General features: G+C 64.7%; 12 protein-coding genes. 5 read left to right on the top strand and 7 right to left on the bottom strand.

Translation table 11 applies throughout. The features are described from left to right. Nucleotides 1–412: 412 nt before the first annotated feature. Together NX775_RS01735 and NX775_RS01730 are read right to left on the bottom strand one after the other, a co-directional pair. On the bottom strand, nt 413–2,083 hold the full coding sequence (locus NX775_RS01735; protein WP_258834425.1) for a sodium:solute symporter family transporter: 1,671 nt from the start codon (nt 2,081–2,083) through the stop codon (nt 413–415). Nucleotides 2,084–2,101: 18 nt separating this feature from the next. Further along, on the bottom strand, nt 2,102–4,102 hold the full coding sequence (locus NX775_RS01730; RefSeq protein ID WP_258834424.1) for an NPCBM/NEW2 domain-containing protein: 2,001 nt from the start codon (nt 4,100–4,102) through the stop codon (nt 2,102–2,104). Nucleotides 4,103–4,403: 301 nt separating this feature from the next. Here NX775_RS01730 and NX775_RS01725 point away from each other — a divergent pair, with 301 nt between their 5' ends. The 5 genes from NX775_RS01725 (at nt 4,404) to agaR (ending at nt 9,656) form a co-directional block, all read left to right on the top strand. Beyond that, nucleotides 4,404–5,366, top strand: coding sequence for an EamA family transporter (locus tag NX775_RS01725; protein WP_258834423.1), 963 nt, complete (start codon nt 4,404–4,406; stop codon nt 5,364–5,366). 3 nt (nt 5,367–5,369) lie between these two features. Next, complete coding sequence (locus tag NX775_RS01720) at nt 5,370–6,680, top strand: D-tagatose-bisphosphate aldolase, class II, non-catalytic subunit (RefSeq protein ID WP_258834422.1); 1,311 nt, start codon at nt 5,370–5,372, stop codon at nt 6,678–6,680. Next, nucleotides 6,674–7,858, top strand: a complete 1,185-nt coding sequence (locus NX775_RS01715) for an SIS domain-containing protein (protein ID WP_258834421.1) — start codon at nt 6,674–6,676, stop codon at nt 7,856–7,858. Before NX775_RS01720 ends, NX775_RS01715 begins: the two co-directional genes overlap by 7 nt. Then, a complete protein-coding gene (locus tag NX775_RS01710) occupies nt 7,842–8,810 on the top strand; it encodes an N-acetylglucosamine kinase (protein ID WP_258834420.1) in 969 nt (322 codons plus the stop codon). The genes NX775_RS01715 and NX775_RS01710 overlap by 17 nt, the downstream gene beginning before the upstream one ends. Nucleotides 8,811–8,888: 78 nt before the next feature. After that, nucleotides 8,889–9,656, top strand: coding sequence for a transcriptional repressor AgaR (gene agaR, locus NX775_RS01705; RefSeq protein ID WP_183552891.1), 768 nt, complete (start codon nt 8,889–8,891; stop codon nt 9,654–9,656). 31 nt (nt 9,657–9,687) lie between these two features. On the opposite strand, the gene NX775_RS01700 is transcribed toward agaR, so the two are convergent. The 5 genes from NX775_RS01700 to NX775_RS01680 all read right to left on the bottom strand — a co-directional run bounded on the left by NX775_RS01700 (nt 9,688) and on the right by NX775_RS01680 (nt 18,996). Further along, nucleotides 9,688–11,097, bottom strand: a complete 1,410-nt coding sequence (locus NX775_RS01700; protein ID WP_258834419.1) for a DUF4832 domain-containing protein — start codon at nt 11,095–11,097, stop codon at nt 9,688–9,690. Continuing rightward, the gene (locus NX775_RS01695; protein ID WP_258834418.1) at nt 11,094–13,799 is read right to left on the bottom strand and encodes an alpha-galactosidase; all 2,706 of its coding nucleotides are present in this window, start codon (nt 13,797–13,799) and stop codon (nt 11,094–11,096) included. The genes NX775_RS01700 and NX775_RS01695 overlap by 4 nt, the downstream gene beginning before the upstream one ends. Then, nucleotides 13,796–14,893, bottom strand: a complete 1,098-nt coding sequence (locus tag NX775_RS01690; protein WP_258834417.1) for an amidohydrolase family protein — start codon at nt 14,891–14,893, stop codon at nt 13,796–13,798. Before NX775_RS01690 ends, NX775_RS01695 begins: the two co-directional genes overlap by 4 nt. Nucleotides 14,894–14,994: 101 nt before the next feature. Next, nucleotides 14,995–17,838: a TonB-dependent receptor gene (locus tag NX775_RS01685; RefSeq protein ID WP_258834416.1), complete on the bottom strand. Its 2,844-nt coding sequence runs from the start codon at nt 17,836–17,838 to the stop codon at nt 14,995–14,997. A 609-nt stretch (nt 17,839–18,447) separates the two neighbouring features. Beyond that, complete coding sequence (locus NX775_RS01680) at nt 18,448–18,996, bottom strand: cysteine hydrolase family protein (protein WP_258834415.1); 549 nt, start codon at nt 18,994–18,996, stop codon at nt 18,448–18,450. Nucleotides 18,997–19,122 lie beyond the last annotated feature (126 nt).

Here is a 19,122-nt window from a genome sequence, read left to right as displayed (position 1 = left end):
TGCCTGGCCTGTCGACGTGGCGACAATGCCAAAGGCGTGCCGGCGCTTGCGATGTGCGCAATACGTGCCGGGTGCTGTGTGCGTGTTAATGACGCTGAGTGTCGTTCAACCGCCATGCGGCGAACGTTGCTTGATGCGGGCGGTAGGCCCAAGGTTCGGTCCCCATGCACGGCATGGAAAGCGATCGATAGCAGATGTGCTACCGGGGGTTTTGTTGTAAAAGGGCCGCAATTATAGCAGCAATCATGTCAAAGGACAATTGCTTTTTGCGATGAAACATGGTTGCTATAACAGATGCAAGCCGGGGTCAGGTCTGACATTCGGACACGGACCCGGCTGTGAACAGGAGCGCGCTGCTGATTTCAATCCCTTCGAACCACAAATCGAACTGGCGCGACAAGGTGCCTTCAAATTACCAACCGCCGTAAATCGCCACCAACACGGCAAAAATCACCACCGACCCAACCGCAAATCCGCGATCAACGCGGAACATCGACCGGTCGATCACCATGCGCTTGTGGCTGCCGTCACGCTGCGCCGTCGTGCTCAACAAAACCATGCCAATGACCACCATGACGAACACGATCAGCATCCGGTCAAGAAACGGGATTTCGTAACTACCGGCGCCGTTATTGACCGCAAACCCAATCGGCGCCAGAAACCCCAGGTCCATCACCAGCGGCAAGAACTTGAGAAACACCGAGAACACCAGCCCGCCAATCGTCGCGAACATGGCCGCCGCAGCGGTGGTCTTGCGCCAGTAAAAGCCCAGCAAGAACATCGCCAGGATGCCGGGCGACACAAAGCCGGTGTATTCCTGGATGTACTGGAAGCCACCTTTCTTGTCGATCCCCAGCAAGGGCGCGAGCAGCACGGCAATGGCCATCGCCGCCACCACCGAAATCCGGCCGATCCAGACCATGCGCTGCTCGCTGGCCCCGCAGTTGACGTTCTTGTTGTAGACGTCGAGCGTGAAGATCGTCGCCACGCTATTGGCCTTGCCGGCCAGCGACGCGACGACCGCCGCAACGAGCGCGGCGAACGCAAGCCCCTTGAGCCCGGCCGGCAGCAACGCCAGCAGGGTAGGGTAAGCGCGGTCCGGATTGAGTTCGCCACCGGGCCGCATCGCGTCGCCAAGTGTGCCGGACTTGTCGAGCGCGTAGGCCGCAATGCCGGGCAAGACCACGATCACCGGCATCAGGAGCTTGAGGAAGGCTGCGAACAGCAGGCCCTTGCGCGCCGTGTGCAGGTTGGCGCCCAGCGCGCGCTGGACGATGTACTGGTTGCAGCCCCAATAGTTGAGGTTCACGATCAGCATGCCACCGATGATGGTCGACATGCCGGGCAGGTCCATGTAGTTGGGATCGTCGCGCGTGAGCACCATATTGAAATGCTCGCCGGCGCGCAGGTACAGCTCGCTCAGACCCCGCACCGCACCCTGGCCGCCGGCCAGCGCCGCCACCAGATCGAGCGCGATCCAGGTCGTGACGAGCCCGCCGATCACCAGGCACAGCACCTGGATCACATCGGTATAGCCGATCACCTTCATGCCGCCCAGCGTGATCACCGTGGCGAACACGGCCAGGAACAGCATGCAGGCCAGCACGTTCAGACCGGCGATGCTGCTGATCGCCAGCGCGCCCAGGTACAGGATGGCGGTGAGGTTGACCACCACGTACAGGCCAAGCCAGAACACCGCCATCGTGGCCGCCACCGCCGGCCCATAGCGCTGCTCGAGAAATTGCGGCATCGTATAGATGCGGTTCTTCAGGTAGATCGGCATGAAGAACACGGCGACGATGACCAGGGTGGCTGCGGACATCAGCTCATACACCGCGATCGCCATCCCGATGCGAAAGCCCGCTCCGCTCATGCCGATGAACTGCTCGGCCGAGATGTTCGATGCGATCAGCGAGGCGCCGATGGCCCACCACGTGAGCGACCCTTCGGCCAGGAAGAAGTCGTGGGTGGCCTTGCCGGACGAGCGTTTTTTGCTCCAGTAGATCCACAAGCCGTAAGCCGAAATGACCACGAAGTAGATGAGGAAGACGAGGGTGTCGAGGCTGGTGAATGAGGTCATCATTGTGTCGTGTCGCGGCACTCAGGTGCGGTCGCCGCTCGACGTTCGCGGACCAGGCACAGCGGCACCAGCCTGCGTCAGCTGCACATCGCCCCAGGTCGCCACGACAGGTACCGCGTTGCCGGTTTTGGCATCCCGCACCACCAGTTCAACGATTTTCACGCCACGCACATCGGCCGTCAGTGCCTGGACTTTCGATCCGAACCGTGCCGGCGCGCTTTCCGCCAGCAGTTTTCCATCGCCATACACGTAAAAGCGCACCAGCTCCCTGGTGTTTTCCGTCGAATCGTCCACGCCGACCGACGCGGTCAATCGCGCGTAGCCAACATCGTTCTTCACCTGAAGGCGCGAATTGGACAGCACGCCAAGTCCCGACGTAAACACCTGGCCGGCCACCTGCAGGCTCTGGCCAAACGGCGTTGCATCCGGCTGCGCGCCACCCCAGCCGGCGTACTGGGGCCGCGAGCCGCCGGAGCGGGTGCTCGACCACGGGTCGATCATCCGATGGACGGTCGGATCGAGTTGCGGCTGCCGGGTCCCGTCAACGGCAACGTTGATCGACCCCGGGATCTCCGACAGATACACACCGTTTTCCAGCTGGCGCTTGCCGTGCGCTTCGAACACGAGCGTCTCGTGCGGCGCGAGCGTGAAGGCCTTCTCGCCGGTGAAGGTCAAGGTTTCCTTCGTCCACAGGTTGCGCAGCGTGACCGGCGCGCCATCCGCCAGTTTCAGGTGCATCGCCAGCAGCGTCACCGGTGCGGGCGATGCGCCACGGTTGAACAGCGCCACTGCCTTGCGCTGCCCGTCACCCAGCGTCTTGACGATGATCTGCGCATCGTCCGAATCGTAGGCGACGATGCCCTGGTGGCCGGCCTTGTCCTGGTTCAGACGAATCACGTCCGCATTGCCCAACACGGCGAGCAGCGACGCCGGACCATGCTGCAAGTCATAGCTGATCAGCAAGGGCGCATTGATCATCGCCCACAGCGAAAAATGCGAGCGCACTTCGACCGGGTTGTTGGCATCGAATTCGCCATGGCCGATGTGCAGGATATCGGGATCGTTCCAGTGGCCGGGACCTGCGTACAACGCACGTTTGGCCGCGCTGTCGAAGTTGTGCAGCATGCTGGTCCAGCTCGGCGTAATGTCGGCGCTGGTGCGCCACAGGTTGCCGACATCCTTGCCCCAGCTACGCACATTGGCCATGCCCCAGGCGCAGATCGACATCACATAATCACCCAGCGGGCGCGCAGCCTTGATTGCCGCAGCAACGGTCTCGTAGCGGGCACGTACGGCGCCGATATCCGTGCGGTTGATCGACCCGCGTTCGATCAGCGGCGCCATGCCGCGGTAGCTCTGCTTCTTGACTAGGTCCGAGCCCGGGATGAAATCGGCCAGTCCGCAGGCGTCGATCTTCAGGTAGTCAAAGCCCCATTCCTTGAAATACAGATTGATGTCCTGCGTGACGTGGCCGTCCAGGCCCACTTCGCGTTCCGCGGTCGTGCCTTGTGGCAGGTTGGGCGAATGCAGGTCGTAGGCTTGCGAGCACGCATTGCGGCCGACGTCCGTGTAGATGCCGGCCTTGAAGCCCATCGCGTGCAGCTTGTCGGTGAACGGCTTGAAGCTGGTGCCGTCCGGTCCACCGGTGGCGGCCGACGGGAAGATGCCGGTGCGGATCTGCAGGCGGCCATCGCTGGCGCGGCGCTTCATCCACCAGCCATCGTCGAGGATGACATGGTTGTAGCCGAGCTTTGCCAGACCGCTGTCGGCAAGCACCTTCGCCGCGCCCATGACCTTGCCTTCGTCAACTTCCGTGCGAAATGCATTCCAGCTGTTCCAGCCCATTGGTGGCGTGCTGGCGCTGCCACTCGTGTTGCCTTCCCAGCGGCCGGCCGGAGCCAGTGGATCACCGGGAGATGTTGCATGAACCTGCGTCATCGTCAGGGCCAGAACAGCAGCCGCGCTGCCGCACACGACGGCCCAGGGTTTGGTTTTACTTGCCTTAGTCCAGCGGTGGTTCATGCAAATCTCCTGACGATGAATTTTTCTGCGGGCGGAAAAGGTCGGACGGCACATACATCCGTTGTCCAGATGGTAATCGAAAGTATTCGAAAATAAAAGGCGCGATTTTGTCACCAAAAACACGCCATATCGAAAATATTTGGAAAGACTTTGCTTTTCGTTTGTCACTTCTTTACTATCACATCGATGGCAACGAAAACGTTTGAAACAAACGCACCTGGCGGAGGAAGATACGGATGAAAAGCACATCGAGCGATGGCGTTGCGTACTGCATGAACGGGCTGGCAGCATGGGTGGCCCTGTGAATCCCGCAGACACCCTCGAAAAGAGAATTCTGCCTGAACAAGCCGCCACCGGTGCTGCCAGGCCGCGCTGGCTCGGCTATGCGCTGGCAACGGCGCTGCTGTGGGGCGTATGGGGCGCTTTCGCTGGCCTGCCCACCCAGAACGGTTTTCCTGAAACCCTCGTATATGTGGTGTGGGCGCTGACGATGGTGCCGCCCGCGCTGTTCGTGCTGGCGCGCTCCGGCTGGCGCGTACGCCGCGACCGCACTGCGGTCGGCTACGGGCTGGCCATTGGCCTGTTGGGTGCGGGTGGCCAGATGGTGCTGTTCTATGCAGTCAAGGCCGGCCCGGCTTACCTGATTTTCCCGCTGATTTCGCTCTCACCCGTCATCACGATCGTGCTCTCGCTGCTGTTTCTGCATGAGCGTACGGGCCGCATGGGCGTGGCCGGGATCGTGCTGGCCGTGTGCGCGTTGCCGCTGTTCGACTTCAACCCGGGCGGCGCGCCGCAGCAGTACGGGCTGTGGTTCGTGCTGGCGATCGGCGTGCTGGTCGCATGGGGCCTGCAGGCGTACTTCATCAAGCTGGCCAATACGCGCATGGATGCCGAAAGCATCTTCTTTTACATGACCGCCAGTGCGCTGCTGTGCATTCCGATGGCGCTGGCGATGACCGATTTCTCGCAGCCGATCAATTACGGGCCATCCGGGCCGCTGCTGGCCGCTGCCACCCAGGTGCTCAATGCCATCGGCGCGCTGACGCTGGTGTATGCGTTCCGGCACGGTAAGGCGCTGACGGTGTCGCCGCTGGTCAATGCCGGCGCGCCGCTGTTGACCACCGTGATCGCGATGGCGCTGGCCGGCGCCGTGCCGGGATGCTACCGGCTGGCCGGCATCGGCCTGGCGCTGGCGGCTGCGCTGTTTCTTGCGCTGCAGGCGGACGACGGCGTCGCGCCTGCCGAATCAACCGAAGGAGCCTGACAAATGGACTACATGTTGAATCTGGTGCGCCGGCACAAGGCCGGCGAAGCCGTCGGGATCCACGCGGTGTGCTCGGCGCATCCGATCGTGCTCGAGGCGGCGATGGAAGTGACGCTGGCGGCGGGGCCGGCGCAGCCGGTGCTGATCGAAGCCACGTCGAATCAGGTGAACCAGGATGGCGGCTACACCGGCATGACCCCAAGCGCATTTCGCGATTTCGTGTACGCCATCGCCGACCGCGTCGGCCTGGCACGCGAGCGTGTGCTGCTGGGTGGCGACCATCTGGGCCCCAATGCCTGGCAAGGCGAGCACGCGGATGCGGCCATGGCGAAAGCCGAGGTGCTGATCGAACAATACGTCACGGCGGGCTTTCGCAAGATACACCTGGATTGCTCGATGTCGTGCGTTGGCGATCCGGTGCCGCTGCAGGATGACGTGGTGGCCGCGCGGGCTGCGCGGCTGTGCGCTGTCGCCGAGCGGGCCTGGCAGGCGGCTGGAGGCGAAGCGCCCGTGTACGTGGTGGGCACCGAAGTGCCGGTACCCGGCGGCGCGCACGAAGACCTGGCCGAACTGAGCGTCACCACGCCCGCCGCGGCGACGCAGACGATCGCTGCGCACCGCGCCGCATTCGCTGCTGCCGGACTGGATGCGGCTTGGCCGCGCGTGGTTGGCCTTGTGGTGCAGCCGGGCGTCGAATTCGACCACCACAAGGTGATCGACTTCCTGCCCGAGCGCGCCGTGGAGCTCGGCCGCATGATCGAAGACGTGCCCACGCTGGTCTACGAGGCCCATTCGACCGACTACCAGACGGCGGCCAATCTGGCGGCGCTCGTCGCCGGCCATTTCGCCATTCTCAAGGTGGGTCCGGGCGCGACGTTTGCGCTGCGCGAAACGCTGTGGGCGCTGGCCGATATCGAGGCCGCGATGGCCGGTGATGGCAAGGGCTCCGGGTTCAAGGACACGGTGCTGGACGTAATGCGTGCCGAGCCGGCGCAGTGGCAAAAGTACTACGACAACGAGCCGCGCCGCGCCCGCTTCGACCAGCAATACAGCCTGAGTGACCGGATCCGCTACTACTGGCCGCATCCGGCCATCCAGGCCGCGCAGGCGTGTCTGCTGGCCAACCTGGAACGTACGCCGCCGCCGCTCACGCTGCTGAGCCAGTACCTGCCGTTTCAATATGACGCCGTGCGCGAAGGGCGGCTGAACAACCGGCCGGTCGATCTGCTCAAAGAAGGCGTGGCCAGGGTGCTGCGCCAATACATGGCGGCCTGCATGGCAGGCGCCGCAACGAAGGAGTTGGAAGCATGTTAGTCGCTGACAGGAATATTCTGGGCATTGGTACGGAGCGGCTCGATGCCGCCGGCGCCGGCGCTACCGCGCGCGAAATCGCGCAGCAACCGGCCGTCTGGCCCGAGATCGAGGCACTGGTCACCGATCAGCGCAGCGCGCTCGACGCGTTTCTCGGGCCCTTGCTCGCGAAGCCCGACCTGCGCATCGTGCTGACGGGCGCCGGCACCTCGGCCTTCATCGGCGAATGCCTGGCGCCGGCGTTGCTGGGCGGCGGCTGGCGGGCAGACGCCGTGCCGACCACCGACCTGGTCTCGGGCCCGCGCCAGTTCCTGCAGCCGAAGGTGCCGACGCTGCTCGTGTCGTTCGGCCGCTCGGGCAACAGCCCGGAAAGCGTGGCTGCCGTCGATCTGGCCGACGGGGTCGTGGACGAGATCTACCACCTGGTCATCACCTGCAACGCCGACGGCGCTCTGTGCCGGATGGCGCAGGGCCGCGCCAATGCGTATGCAATCCTGCTGCCCGACGCCACGCACGACCGTGGGTTCGCCATGACCACCAGTTTCACCTCGATGCTGCTGGCTGCGGCGGGCGCGTTCGGCGTGCTGGCGCCGGGCGCCACCGCCGGCCCTTCGGCGGCGGCCGCGCAGGTACTGGCGTCGATGCTGCCGCTGCTGGACGGGTTGGTGGCGCAGAATTTTAGCCGTGTGGTCTACCTTGGCAGCAATGCGCTGCGCGGGCTGGCGCGTGAAGCCTCGCTCAAGCTGCTGGAGCTGACCGATGGCCAGGTCGTTGCGCTGTTCGACTCGCCGCTGGGCTTTCGCCATGGCCCGAAGACGGTCGTCAACGCCGACACGCTGGTTGTCGTACTGTTGTCGAACGACGCCCGTGCCCGCCGCTATGACCTCGACCTGCTGGGCGAGCTGCGCAATGATCGTCGTGCCGGCCGCGTGCTGGCGCTGAGCGGCCGTGACGAACCGGCGTTGGGTGACGCCTGCATCACGCTGGATGGCGTCGGGCAGGCACCGGACCTGGCCCTCGCACTGCCGTACATCGTGTTCTGCCAGGCCTTCGCACTGCTGCAGTCGCTGGCACTGGGCTTGCGTCCGGATACGCCGAGCGTGTCGGGCACCGTCAATCGCGTGGTGCAGGGCGTCACCATTTATCCACTGGCGGAGGACAGCGATGTTTCTCGGGGTTGACGGCGGCGGCACCAAGACGGCGTTCGCGCTGATCGACCGGCAGGGGCGGGTCCTGGCGCGCAATGAACAGAGCAGCGCGTATTACCTCGAAGTCGGCATGGAAGGTGCGGCTGACGTGCTGGCGCGCGGCTGCGCCGGGTTGTTCGCGGCCGCCGGCGTCACCGCGAGCGACGTCGCATTCGCGTTCTTCGGCTTGCCGGCGTACGGCGAAGACCGCGCCGTGCAGGCGCAACTGGATGCGCTGCCGCGCGCCGTGCTGGGCCACGCGCGCTACCTGTGCGACAACGACATGGTGTGCAGCTGGGCCGGTTCGCTGGCCTGCGCCGATGGCATCAGCGTCATCGCCGGCACCGGCTCGATGGCCTATGGGCGCATCGGCGGGCAGGGCGCGCGTGCCGGCGGGTGGGGCGAATTGTTCAGCGACGAAGGCTCGGCCTACTGGATCGCCCGCGCCGGTCTCGCTTTATTCTCGCGCATGAGCGACGGCCGTGCGCCGCGCGGGCCGCTGCATGCGTTGCTGCGTACGCGCCTGGCGCTGCAGGATGACCTCGACCTCTGCCAGGTCGTCTATGGCGAGCTGAAAGGCGAGCGCAGCAAGGTCGCCGCGCTGTCGCGTCTCGTGTCCGAAGCGGCGGCGCTGGGCGATGCGCAGGCAGCAGCGATCCTCGAGTCGGCTGCGCTGGAGGTGGCTGCGCTGGTCGATGCGGTGCGGGGCCAGCTCGGGGTCGATCCAGGCACCGAGGTCACGGTCTCGTATTCGGGCGGGCTGTTCGGCGAGGATGGGCCGTTACGCGCGCCGTTTGCCCGCGTGCTTGCGGCCAGCAGCGCCGGCGCTTACCGCTTGATGGCGCCGCGCCTGCCGCCCGTGCTCGGCGCTGCCGTATACGCAGCGCACCAGGTGGGCATACCGCTGAACCCTGCAGCGCTCGACCGCCTGGCAGGCACGCAATGATGCGCCGGCAAGCAGATGGCGTGCCGGCGGTGCGCCAATCTGGTAAGCTGTTTTTTTATTAAATCTGCGTATCCAATCATGGGTCAAACCGGTCAGCGCCGCGACACCATTCTTAAAGCTCTTACCGAACAAGCCTCGGTCCAGGTCAGCGAACTCGTCAAGCAACTCAACGTCTCGGCGGTCACGATCCGCAGCGATCTGAGTGCGCTCGAGGCGCAGGGCCTGGCCATCCGCAGCCACGGCGGCGCCACGCTGGCACGCATGCCGCCGACCGAACACACGGTGTCGCAAAAAGACGCGCTCAACCACGAGCAGAAAGAGCGCATCGGCGCCTTGGCGGCGCGCCTGGTCAAGCCGGGCGAAAACATCATCATCGATTCGGGCACGACGACGCTGTCGCTGGCGCGCCACCTGCGCGACGTGCAGAACGTGACGGTGCTGACCAATGGCCTGAATATCGCGTGGGAGCTGGTCAACGCCGCCGGCGTCGACCTTATCCTGACGGGTGGCCTGCTGCGCAAGCAGGCGCTGTCGATCCAGGGATTGCAGGCCGAAGCCTGCCTGCAGGCCTACAGTTTCGACAAGCTGTTCCTGGGTGTCGATGGCCTCGACCTGCAGTTCGGCGTGACGACCCACCACGAGGCGGAAGCAAGCCTGAACCACAAGATGGTCGAGCGCGCGAGGAAAGTCATCGTGCTCGCCGATTCCTCCAAATTCGGTTTCATCAGCCTGCACCGTATCGTGCAGCTCGACCGCGTTCACACCGTCATCACCGACGGCGATATCAGTCCGCAGTACCGGGATGGCCTGCGCGAGGCGGGCATCGAACTCCTGATCGCCGAGTAAGCCGGCCACGCGCGCATGGCGTGGCAACACGTCAGAGAATATTCAGCGTCGTCCCTGTACGAAACGCGCCCAGCGAGGCATCCCATCCCTGCGCTTTGGCGGCATCGTCGGTGTTGGCAGGCCGCACGCTGTAGCGCACATCGGCGGCCAGGGATGCTGCGCCATCCGGCAATGCCAGCAGCATGTCGTAAGCGCCAATGGGCGTGCCGCCCGGGATCGCAACCCGCGCGGTTGCGGTGCTGGTCTGCCCCGGCAGCCAGGCGCGCGGATCGATCGAGGCCAGGGCCAAGCGTACGACCCGGCCGGTAGCGCGATGCCTGAGCACCATCTGTACCCCACGCGGGTTGAAAGCGCGCGCCCAGCCGGCGTTGCGCACGGTCAGCACCAGCTCGCCCGACTGGCCAGCCACGATGCGTGAACTGTGCCGTAACTTCGATAGTTCGAACCGGTAGCCCATGCTGCGCTTGACCTGCGCGAGACAACCCTGCGTCTGCCAGCGCTGGTGAAACAGGTCGCGGTAATAGCTGTCGTTCAGGTACGTCAGGCCGAAGCGCCGGCCTTCGCGCAGGATGTCGTCGCAGGTCGTGCGTGGCGTTGGATTGACCGCATCGGCCGGATTGCAGGTCTCGGCGCCAAATGGCGCTGCTGTCGACAGCGCGGCCACGTAATCACGCTCGCGCTGCCGGCTCGCCGGGTTTTCACTGTAGGTGCCGACATCCGTGCTTGAGGCCAGAAAGCAGTCGTTGTGCACGCCGATGCGTGCCGCGGCCGAACCGTCGCGCCAGCGCGGCGCCTGCGGCGCCCACGCCATCAGATAAGGTGGGTAACGCACTTGCAGGAAGCGGTCCGGGGGCAGCGCGGCCAGCAGCGCATCGCGGATGCGCGTGCGTCGCGCCGGCAGGGTCAGGTTGTTCGACGAGGTATGCCATTCGCCCCAGGCGCCGACAAAGCCCGCCTGCAGATAGGCGATGACATCCGCATTGGCCGCCAGGACCGGCTTGAGCTGCCCGATATGTTCCAGCACGCGATCTATGGGGGCATCCTGCGCCGCCCGGTAAGCGGTTTCGCCTGCCGGGAAGTTGTACATGAAACGCGGTATGACTTTCAGGCCCGCGCGACGCGCAACGGCAAACCCTTCCGTCAAGTCGGCAAGCAGCGTCGCGGGCAGCGCGTGGCCGGCATGCGCATCCAGCCGTACCGGCGCATAGACGATCCGGTAGCCGGCCGCAAACTGCGCATCGGCTTGCGCCTGCGTCCACGCCGCCAGGTTGTCGGCCGCCCAGACGTACATGCCGCGCTCGGGGTTGGCGATCTCGTCGGCCGACGCCTGGAACGTTGTTTCGACGGGACTGCCTGACGGGCGGTCTGTCGACTGCCCGGCATGGGCATGCGCCGACAATATGACGAGCAGCGTGAGTGGACGCAGGCGCTGCAGCATCATGCGTCGATCAGCAGCCGGCCGAACGCGCCTGGCACGTGGAAGTCGGGCGCCGCAGTGCGGGTCGGACTCCACGCTGAATGCACGCGGTTGTCACCGGCAGCTTCGGGGCCTTCGATGCGGAACAGGTTCAGGCGCCAGCCATCCCCTGCACCGTCTCCACCGCGCATCGGTATGGCCAGCTCGGCCGTCCAGACCTTGTTGCCCGTATCGACGTGCGCCCTGGCGCGGCTGCCGCTATCGATACGCCGCTTGCCCGACACCTCGATCGCGATTTCCTGCAGCAGTCCGTTGGGCGCGACCTGAATTTCGCGATAGCTTTTCAGTCCGGCGCGATCCGGCGCCTGCAGGAACACTTCGACGACGTCGCGCTCCCACAGTGGCCAGATGGTTCTCGCCGGGCCGGCCTGGTCGAAGGTGGTGAGCGTCTCGTACTTGCAGATGAAGCGCAGGTACAGGTGGCCCGCGCCGCGCAGCAACTGAACGCGCGTCGATTGTGGGCCAGGGAGCGGCTTGCCTTGCCAGTCGTGGCGAAAGAACGTCGTGGGCGCATCGGCCCATTGCGATGCGTGGGGGAACCCGTCCGCGCCCACGGCCTTGACGTTGCTGGCAAACGCCACAGGCAGCTCGTCGGGGACGTCGGGCCGCGCTTCGATCAGCAGGCTGTGCGTAAAGCGCAGAGGCAGCGTTGGCTTGTCAGCCGACACCTTGCCCAATACGCTGCCGCTGAGCGAGTCGCGCACCGTCCAGGCGCCCGGGCCGAGGCCACGCAATGCGACGACGCCATCCCAGCGATCGGCGTAGAACGCGTAGTGCAACGCGCCGGCCTGCTCCACGACGTGGGTTTCCGGCTTGTCGAAACCCAGGTCGTACAGCTCGCCCCGGTAACGGCCTTCGGCCAGGCGCCCCTTGTTGTACAGGTCCACCCACTGGCGCCAGTGCGCTTCGCGCTCGGGTGTCAGCAGGAACGAGTCCTTGGGTTTCGGGTCGACCGGCCACGTGAACTTGGTGGCGACGACTGCGCCGATCCCGACGCTGGAAGCGAAATCCTGTCCGCCCGTGCTCAGCTCCACATGGTCGCCTGCGTAGGCGGACCACGGACCCATCAGCGCCTTGAGCGTTTTGCCCTTGTGGCGCACCTGCCAGCTCGACAGCGGGTCGGATGACGGCGCCTGGTCCATGTACGGCATATTGTGGAAGGCGTAGCTGGTGCCGCACGGGCACACTTCCAGTACCGCTTCCGGATTGGCCGCATGCACCACGTCGTGCATGACCTTGTAGAAGTCGGCGACTGCCTCGACCGATTCCTCAGGGCGCTTGTGCTGGTGCTTCGGATTGAAGCACGGCGCCACGCCATTGAGGTGCTGGCCGTCGACCTTGAGGCCGTCGAAGCCCCAGTCCGCAATAATCATGCGCAGCGTCGCGGCCAGGCGCGATTGCGTCTTTTCGTAGGCGGGGCACAGGTAGAAGCAGTTCCACCAGGTCACGTCCTGGGCTGCGCCGGTCTCGTCGAGCAGCAGCAGGTCGGTATGCTCGTGCAGCTCGTCGCTGCCGGGGGCCACGGCCAGCGGTGCGATCCAGAGTCGCGCCTTCATGCCGCGTGCGTGGATGTCGGCCACCAGCGCCTTCATGTCGTCGCCGCCGCGCGGGAATTTGGCGAGGTCGGGCGTCCAGTCGCCAGTCTTGACCTGCCAGCCGTCATCCAGCACGGCCCACTTGAAGCCCAGTTCCTGCACCTTGGGCAGCGTGGCGCGCACATAGTCGAGCGAAAAATCGCGTTCGTAGCCCCACGCGCACCACTGCGCATCGTAGGCGCTTTGCGGCGGCTCCGGGGCGGCGAGGCCCTGCGCGGCCATCAGGCGGCGATAGCGCTCCAGTGGCACATAGAAGTCGCCACGGTGCACGACGATGAACGTGGGCGGGGTGGCCAGCGTAGCGCCCGGGGCCAACGTCTGCGGGACGTCGCCGCGCAGCGCGATGTCGACCGCATTGCCGGCCGCCTTGACGGGCAGTGACACCAGCAGCGGCTGCAGCGCCAGGTGGCCAACGGCCAGGCCGGCGTCGCGACGCCAGACATCCGCGACCGGCGTGCCGCCGCCGTAGTCCGACGCGTTCATGCCCAAAAAGTTGCCTTGCTCGAAACCGCGCTTGACAGGCTGGACCCAGTCGCGCCGGTCAGCGTGGCTGGCGCCGGAATAGGTCCAGTAGCCGCCCGCATGGCGCGGCGCGGCGGTCAGGCGGTGCGCGCCATTTACCCAGGCATCGATCGTCAGCGGCCTGGCGCCGGTATTCACGTAGTGCACGTCCAGCAAGGCGACGCCCGGATGCTCGTCGAGCAGGGTCACGGTGACGCGCTTCTCGATGCCCTCGGCAGAGCGGCCGACGAGGTGCAGCGCCTGTCCTGCGCCAAATGGCGTCGTGGCCGGGGCCGGCTCGGCCTTCTGCAACGTGAAGTGACCGAGCGGCTTGCCGCCCACGACCAGGTGCTCGCTGGTGTCGAAGCCCGTCAGCGCGATGGGCTGCTTGCCCAGCAGGCTGACGACGCGGCAACGCAGCTGCTCGTCGAACTGGAGCGACACGGCGGCGTCCTGCACGCGCACATGGCCCTTGCCGGCCACGGCGGCAGGTGCCGCCCTGGCCAGCGGGATCTGCGTGGCCAGCGGCGCCGCGCCAAGCCACCCGAGAAATGCACGGCGCGCGGTCATGGCTGGCCTTTCCAGGCGCCGGGGAAGGCGCGCTCGGCATTCGTGCGGTAAATTTTGTCGATGACGTCGCGCGGCAGTGCCAGACCCTGGACTGGCTGGTCGAGATCGGCGACCTTGAACGACTCTGCCGTATTGAAGTAGCGCCAGTGCATGCGCCACACGCCTTCGGCTTCGCGGCCCAGTGCGGCGCCGTCCTGGCCAGGTTCTTGCGCCATGTCGCTGCCGTAGAGGATGCGGTCCTGGTACTTGATGAAGAAGTTGCGCACTTTCTCGCGGTCGCGCTGGCTCTGGTACTGCAGCTGGCCGATGCGCGCCGATGCGTCCACGACGGCGTTCGGGAACCGGTCCAGGAAGGCGGCCAGTTCATCCACATTGCGCTCCAGCGACGCCAGGTGCACGCCGACGAAATGCAGCGTCGGGTGCGCCGCCACCATGCGGTCGCGCGCGGCCATCTGCGCTTCCCAGCTTGGCATCTCGGGGTGCAGATACATATGGTATTGCGGGTGATTCTTGAAGTAGGTGCGGTCGTTGTTGACGGTCATGCGTTTTAACGGCAGCCAGCAATTGTGCGGCTCACCCTGGTGGCCCAGCAGCGGGATGCCCTGACGGGCCAGGTCGTCAAACAACGGCGCAAAGCGCGCATCGTCGATCATCACCAGTTCTTTGTCGGCGCCGCGCAGGCTCATGCCGATGTTCTTCCAGACCTTCACGCCCACGGCGCCGGCCTCCATCGACGCGGCGACGCGGTGGCGGGTGGCGGCGAGCCACGCAGGTTGGGCGGAACCATCGACGGAGAAGCTCGCTGCCCATGCCACGTCCTGCGGGAATTGCTTTTTCAGTGCGATGGCGACGCGCTGCTGGTCATCAAGTGGTGGGAAATCAGGGTAGTCGACATTGATCGACAGGATCTTGAAGTTCTGGCGCCGGGCCGCTTCCATGAACGCCGGCGCCGCGTTATGCAGGTGAAGGTGCGCGTCGATCTTGGCAACGCTGGCGTAGTCCGCCATCGTGTAGCTGGACCCGTCCGCAGCGTACGCGGAAAAAGGGATGGCCCCGGCAAGCAGGACGGCAAGGGAAAAGACAGAAGTGTGCATCAGGATTCCAGTTCTCGGTGTTGCGGGCCGGTGAACTGCCAGACCGGCCCGCGCTGGCGATGGGCTGTGCGGCGCCACGTACCATGGCGCCGCTTGTTTCATCAGAATCGCAGGCTGGCGCCCAGGGTCACGGAGCGGCCGTAACGGTAATAGCCGTTGGGCAGACTGACGGTGCCGTTGGTCAGGCGGGGCGCCTGCTCGGCATCGGTGAGGTTGTTGCCTTCGATGCTGATGCGCAGCGATTTGTTCACATCATAGGCCAGCTGGGCCGTGACCCAGGTCACCGAGTTGGTCACTTCGTTGAAGCCGGAACCGATCACGTTGGAGGCAGTGACGAAGGAATCGGTGAAGTCAGCCGTGGTACTCATGCTCCAGGGGCCGCGCTCGTACAGAACGCCCAGCGACGCGCTCGCTGGCGCAACGCCTTCGAGCGGGCGTTCGACGCCGGCGACCCAACTGCTCGACAGGTTGCGCGTGTATTGCGCGCGCACGCCAAAGCCGTTGGCGAACAGGTGCTGCATGCCGATCTCCATGCCACGCGCCTTGGCGCTGTCGCCATTGATCGGGCGCTGCACGTTGAACAGGCGTCCGCCCGGCGCACCGATGTCCTGGCCAGTCAGCCAGAGGTTGGTGATCTGGTTCTTGATGTTCTTCTGGTAGACGGCGAAGGTCATCGCGGAGCCTTTGGCGTAATACCATTCCAGCGACACATCGGCCTGGTGCGCCGTGTATGGCTTCAAATCGGCATTGCCGCCGTAGATCTGCGTGAAGTCGCCCCACGAGATGCTGGCCGTGGTGCTCGACGGCGCGAGCTTGTCGACCGACGGGCGTGCCATCGTCTTGGCCGCGCCAACGCGCAGTTGCAGCTTGTCCGTGAGCGAGTAGGTGAAGTTACCCGACGGCAGGGCGAAGCTGTAGGTGGCATCCTGGCGCACGACCGACGGGTCGGCGTAGATGGGCGTGAAGTTGAATGCGCCGTTCTGCACGATCTCGTTGATCTTGGCATCCCACGCTTGCGCGCTGGTCTTGGTGCGCACGAAGCGCACGCCGACGTCGGCAAACCAGCGTTCGCCCGCCAGGTCGGCCTGCACGAATGCGGTCGAGGTCTTTTCTTCGACGCGGTAGCTTTCCAGCGGGTTGAAGGCGGGCGCCGACAAGGTCGAGCTGTAGACGCCGCCGCCCGGCCGTGGCTTGCCGTCGTAGCCGGCCAGTGCCTGCGCGTAGCTGTCGACGTCAAAGCCGAGGAAACTGCGCGGGAAGTTGCCGTTGACGCCTGACAGGAAGCCTTTCGGGCTCAAGGTCTGGTTGATCACGTTGCCGCCCAGAGCGCCCACGTTGATCGCGTTTTCGCCGGCATAGTGATCCTGGCCCGAGTTGAACGCGTTGTTGATCATGTCGCGTGACTTCTTGCGGTTGGTCTGGCTCAGACCGAACTTGAGGTAGTCGATGCTGTAGCGGTCCACCTTCCAGTCGGCATTGACGGTCGCGCCACCGATGCGGTCGTCGATATTGTCGCCGGCCCGGCTGTAGAAGTGGGTATTGAAGTCCTTGCCGCTGAACAGGCCCTGGGCCAGGCCGCTCTGCAGGTCGCGGCCATCGGCCAGTGTGGTCGTCACATCGGGCACGGCGCCGCCGTTGAGCCGGATGCGCGTCGTGTTCGGCTGGTTCATGCGCAGCACGACATAGCTGTCCTTGCCGCCGGAGTCACGCTTCGACGTCGACAGATAGACGTCGCCGGCCACGTTCAGCGTCGGGGAAATGCGCCATTCGGCCCGCGTACCGTACATCGCGGTATCGACGACCCGGTATTCGGTCCGGTTCAGCACTTCGGGATTGAGGCGCAGCTCGGGGTCGCTGCTGTTCAAGGTCAGGTCGGTCACGACATTGTTGGTGACCTTGACGTCGGACCAGCGGCCCGGCGCATACAGCGGGTAGTACGACAGCTGGTAGCCCACCTGCGGCGAGTCGAGCCTGGTCTTGAACCCATCGAAGATGACCTTGACGTCGCTGCTGGGCCGCCACTCCACCTTGCCCGAGAGCGCGATGCGCTCCTTTTTCTCCATGATCGAGCCGAAGCGGAACTGGCCAGGCCCGATCAGGCCTTCTTCGTTGGGATCGAGCACGCCGTTGCCGTTCGGATCGATGGGGCCGCCCCAGGTATTGCCGGATTCCCAGAACTGGCTCGGGTCGCTCGGGATGGGGTTGCGCGACCAGCCGCCGTCGTTGCCGGCGGTGTCGGTGCGTACGTCGCGCTTGGCATAGACGAGGCCAAGCAGCACGCCGACCTTGTTGTCGAACGTGTTGCTGTAGGTGGCGGACAGCTTCTTGCCGTTCAGGCTGCTCATATCGTTGTGGTCAGCCTCGGCGCGCACCAGGCCACGCTGGCCTTTCTGATCGAACGGGCTGGCCGAACGCAGATTCACCAGGCCGCCGATGGCGCCTTCGACCAGCTGCGCCTGGGTCGATTTGACGACGTCGGCGCCGCTGATCACATCAGCCGGCAGCACATCGAACGCGAAATAGCGGCCCGCGCTGTCGGTGCCCAGCAGGCGACCGTTGAAGGTGGTGAGCGTGTAGTCAGGACCCAGGCCGCGGATGCTGACCCGCTGGCCTTCACCGCCGGCCGTGCGGGAAATCGAGACACCGGTGATATGGCTGAGCGAGTCGGCCACGTTGTTGTCGGGGAAGCGCCCGAGTTCCGTCGAGCTGATGCTGTCCTGTACGACAGCGGCGTTGCGCTTGAGTTCCAGCGATTGCTGCAGGCTGGCACGGGTGCCGGTCACGACCACTTGCTCCAGCTTGCCGGCATCGGGCGCGATGACATCCTGAGCGCGGGCCGGTGTCGCAAGTGTGGCAAGCGCGAGCAGACAGGCAGACGTGAGCGGATTGAGCACAAACCGATCCTGACGATTGGCGCGCGAGCGGCACTGTGAAGGAGAATTCATGAAACGCTTCCTTTATAAGTTGTTGGAGCAGCGTGGTGATGGCTGGCAAACGGAAAGGCTGTTGAGTTGCGATCACTGCCTTCACGAGCCGGAATGCAGACCAGCTGATGCGACTTGTCTCTATCTTTCGTTTTATTTCGTATTGCGTGAATCCTCAGCGTACAGGTTTCGGTTAAGAGATATCGAAAGTCTTTGACATTGCTCGAACCGTCGCTGTGACACCAAGTCTATAGCGAAATTCCGTGTAATACAAAACATCTTTCGTTTTTTCGAATTTCCGTTGTGTTAACGTATTTCACGAAAATTCTTTCATTCGAAAGTCAGTTCTCTGCCGATTTTTGTTTCGTGAGGTGCGCCTGTGCACAGGCAGGCCGGTGGCGCGATCGAACGGTGCCGAACCGGTTGGATGCGCGAGGGGAGGCGTGTGAGAGAACTGACCAGGGGCGATGAGTTATCCCTGGTGTGGCTTCGGGACGAGGCCGTGGTCAGTGGGGATGCGGATGGGCGGGAACGAATGCGAGAGTGCCAGGGACGAGCAGGCCGCTGCGCACGGCATCGGGCTACCAACAGCCCAATGCCCGCGTCAGCCTGTCCGGGGTCAGCGGCTTGTCAGCCTGCCAGGTAGTCGTCGGTGGGCAGCACCGACGCGTAGGCAAATGCGAGCGCCGACATGAACGCCGTGTGCACCTGCGCGGCCGGCACGGTCTGTCCGCCGAACTCGAGGTCGCGCGTGGCGCATGCATCGTGCACGACCGTGGTCTTGTACCCGAAGTCGCACGCTGCACGGGTCGTCGCATCGATGCACATATGACTCATGGCGCCAATGACCGTCACCCGGTCTACGCCGTGGTCGTCCAGCAGTGCCTTGAGATGGGTCTTGAGAAATGCATTCGGGAAGTTCTTGACGATGACCGGTTCGCCCTGCGCCGGCGCCGCGGTGTCATGGATATGGACGGCATCCGTTCCCGGCGTGAAAAGGGGCGCGTCCGGGTCCGTGGACTCGTGGCGAATATGAATGACCAGGTCGCCTTTGGTGCGCGCGTCGGCGATCACGCGCGCCGCATTGTCCAATGCGTCATGGATGCCGGCCAGGGCCAGCTTGCCGGTAGGGAGATACTCGTTCTGGAGGTCGACGACGACGACGGCACGTTTGTTCATGGTGATGATCCTTTTATTGAAATGAGGCGCCCAACGACAATATCCTGCACGCGTCGGGCAGGCCGGAAGACCGATTGTGCTCGAAACGGTCACCACCGAACATTGGCCCGAAGGCTAACTTTCGAT

Origin of the sequence: Massilia aurea (assembly GCF_024753205.1) — a bacterium.
GTDB lineage: Bacteria > Pseudomonadota > Gammaproteobacteria > Burkholderiales > Burkholderiaceae_D > Telluria > Telluria aurea.
Note: the sequence above shows the minus strand (reverse complement) of the source record. Positions and strands in the feature narration are given on the sequence as shown.

Bases quoted from the DNA above. Each gene is read 5' to 3' on its own strand.
- NX775_RS01680 (WP_258834415.1), bottom strand. From the start codon at position 18,996: ATGAACAAACGTGCCGTCGTCGTCGTCGACCTCCAGAACGAGTATCTC.
- NX775_RS01690 (WP_258834417.1), bottom strand. From the start codon at position 14,893: ATGCACACTTCTGTCTTTTCCCTTGCCGTCCTGCTTGCCGGGGCCATC.
- NX775_RS01720 (WP_258834422.1), top strand. From the start codon at position 5,370: ATGGACTACATGTTGAATCTGGTGCGCCGGCACAAGGCCGGCGAAGCC.
- NX775_RS01710 (WP_258834420.1), top strand. From the start codon at position 7,842: ATGTTTCTCGGGGTTGACGGCGGCGGCACCAAGACGGCGTTCGCGCTG.
- NX775_RS01730 (WP_258834424.1), bottom strand. From the start codon at position 4,102: ATGAACCACCGCTGGACTAAGGCAAGTAAAACCAAACCCTGGGCCGTC.
- NX775_RS01735 (WP_258834425.1), bottom strand. From the start codon at position 2,083: ATGATGACCTCATTCACCAGCCTCGACACCCTCGTCTTCCTCATCTAC.
- agaR (WP_183552891.1), top strand. From the start codon at position 8,889: ATGGGTCAAACCGGTCAGCGCCGCGACACCATTCTTAAAGCTCTTACC.
- NX775_RS01685 (WP_258834416.1), bottom strand. From the start codon at position 17,838: ATGAATTCTCCTTCACAGTGCCGCTCGCGCGCCAATCGTCAGGATCGG.
- NX775_RS01715 (WP_258834421.1), top strand. From the start codon at position 6,674: ATGTTAGTCGCTGACAGGAATATTCTGGGCATTGGTACGGAGCGGCTC.
- NX775_RS01700 (WP_258834419.1), bottom strand. From the start codon at position 11,097: ATGATGCTGCAGCGCCTGCGTCCACTCACGCTGCTCGTCATATTGTCG.
- NX775_RS01695 (WP_258834418.1), bottom strand. From the start codon at position 13,799: ATGACCGCGCGCCGTGCATTTCTCGGGTGGCTTGGCGCGGCGCCGCTG.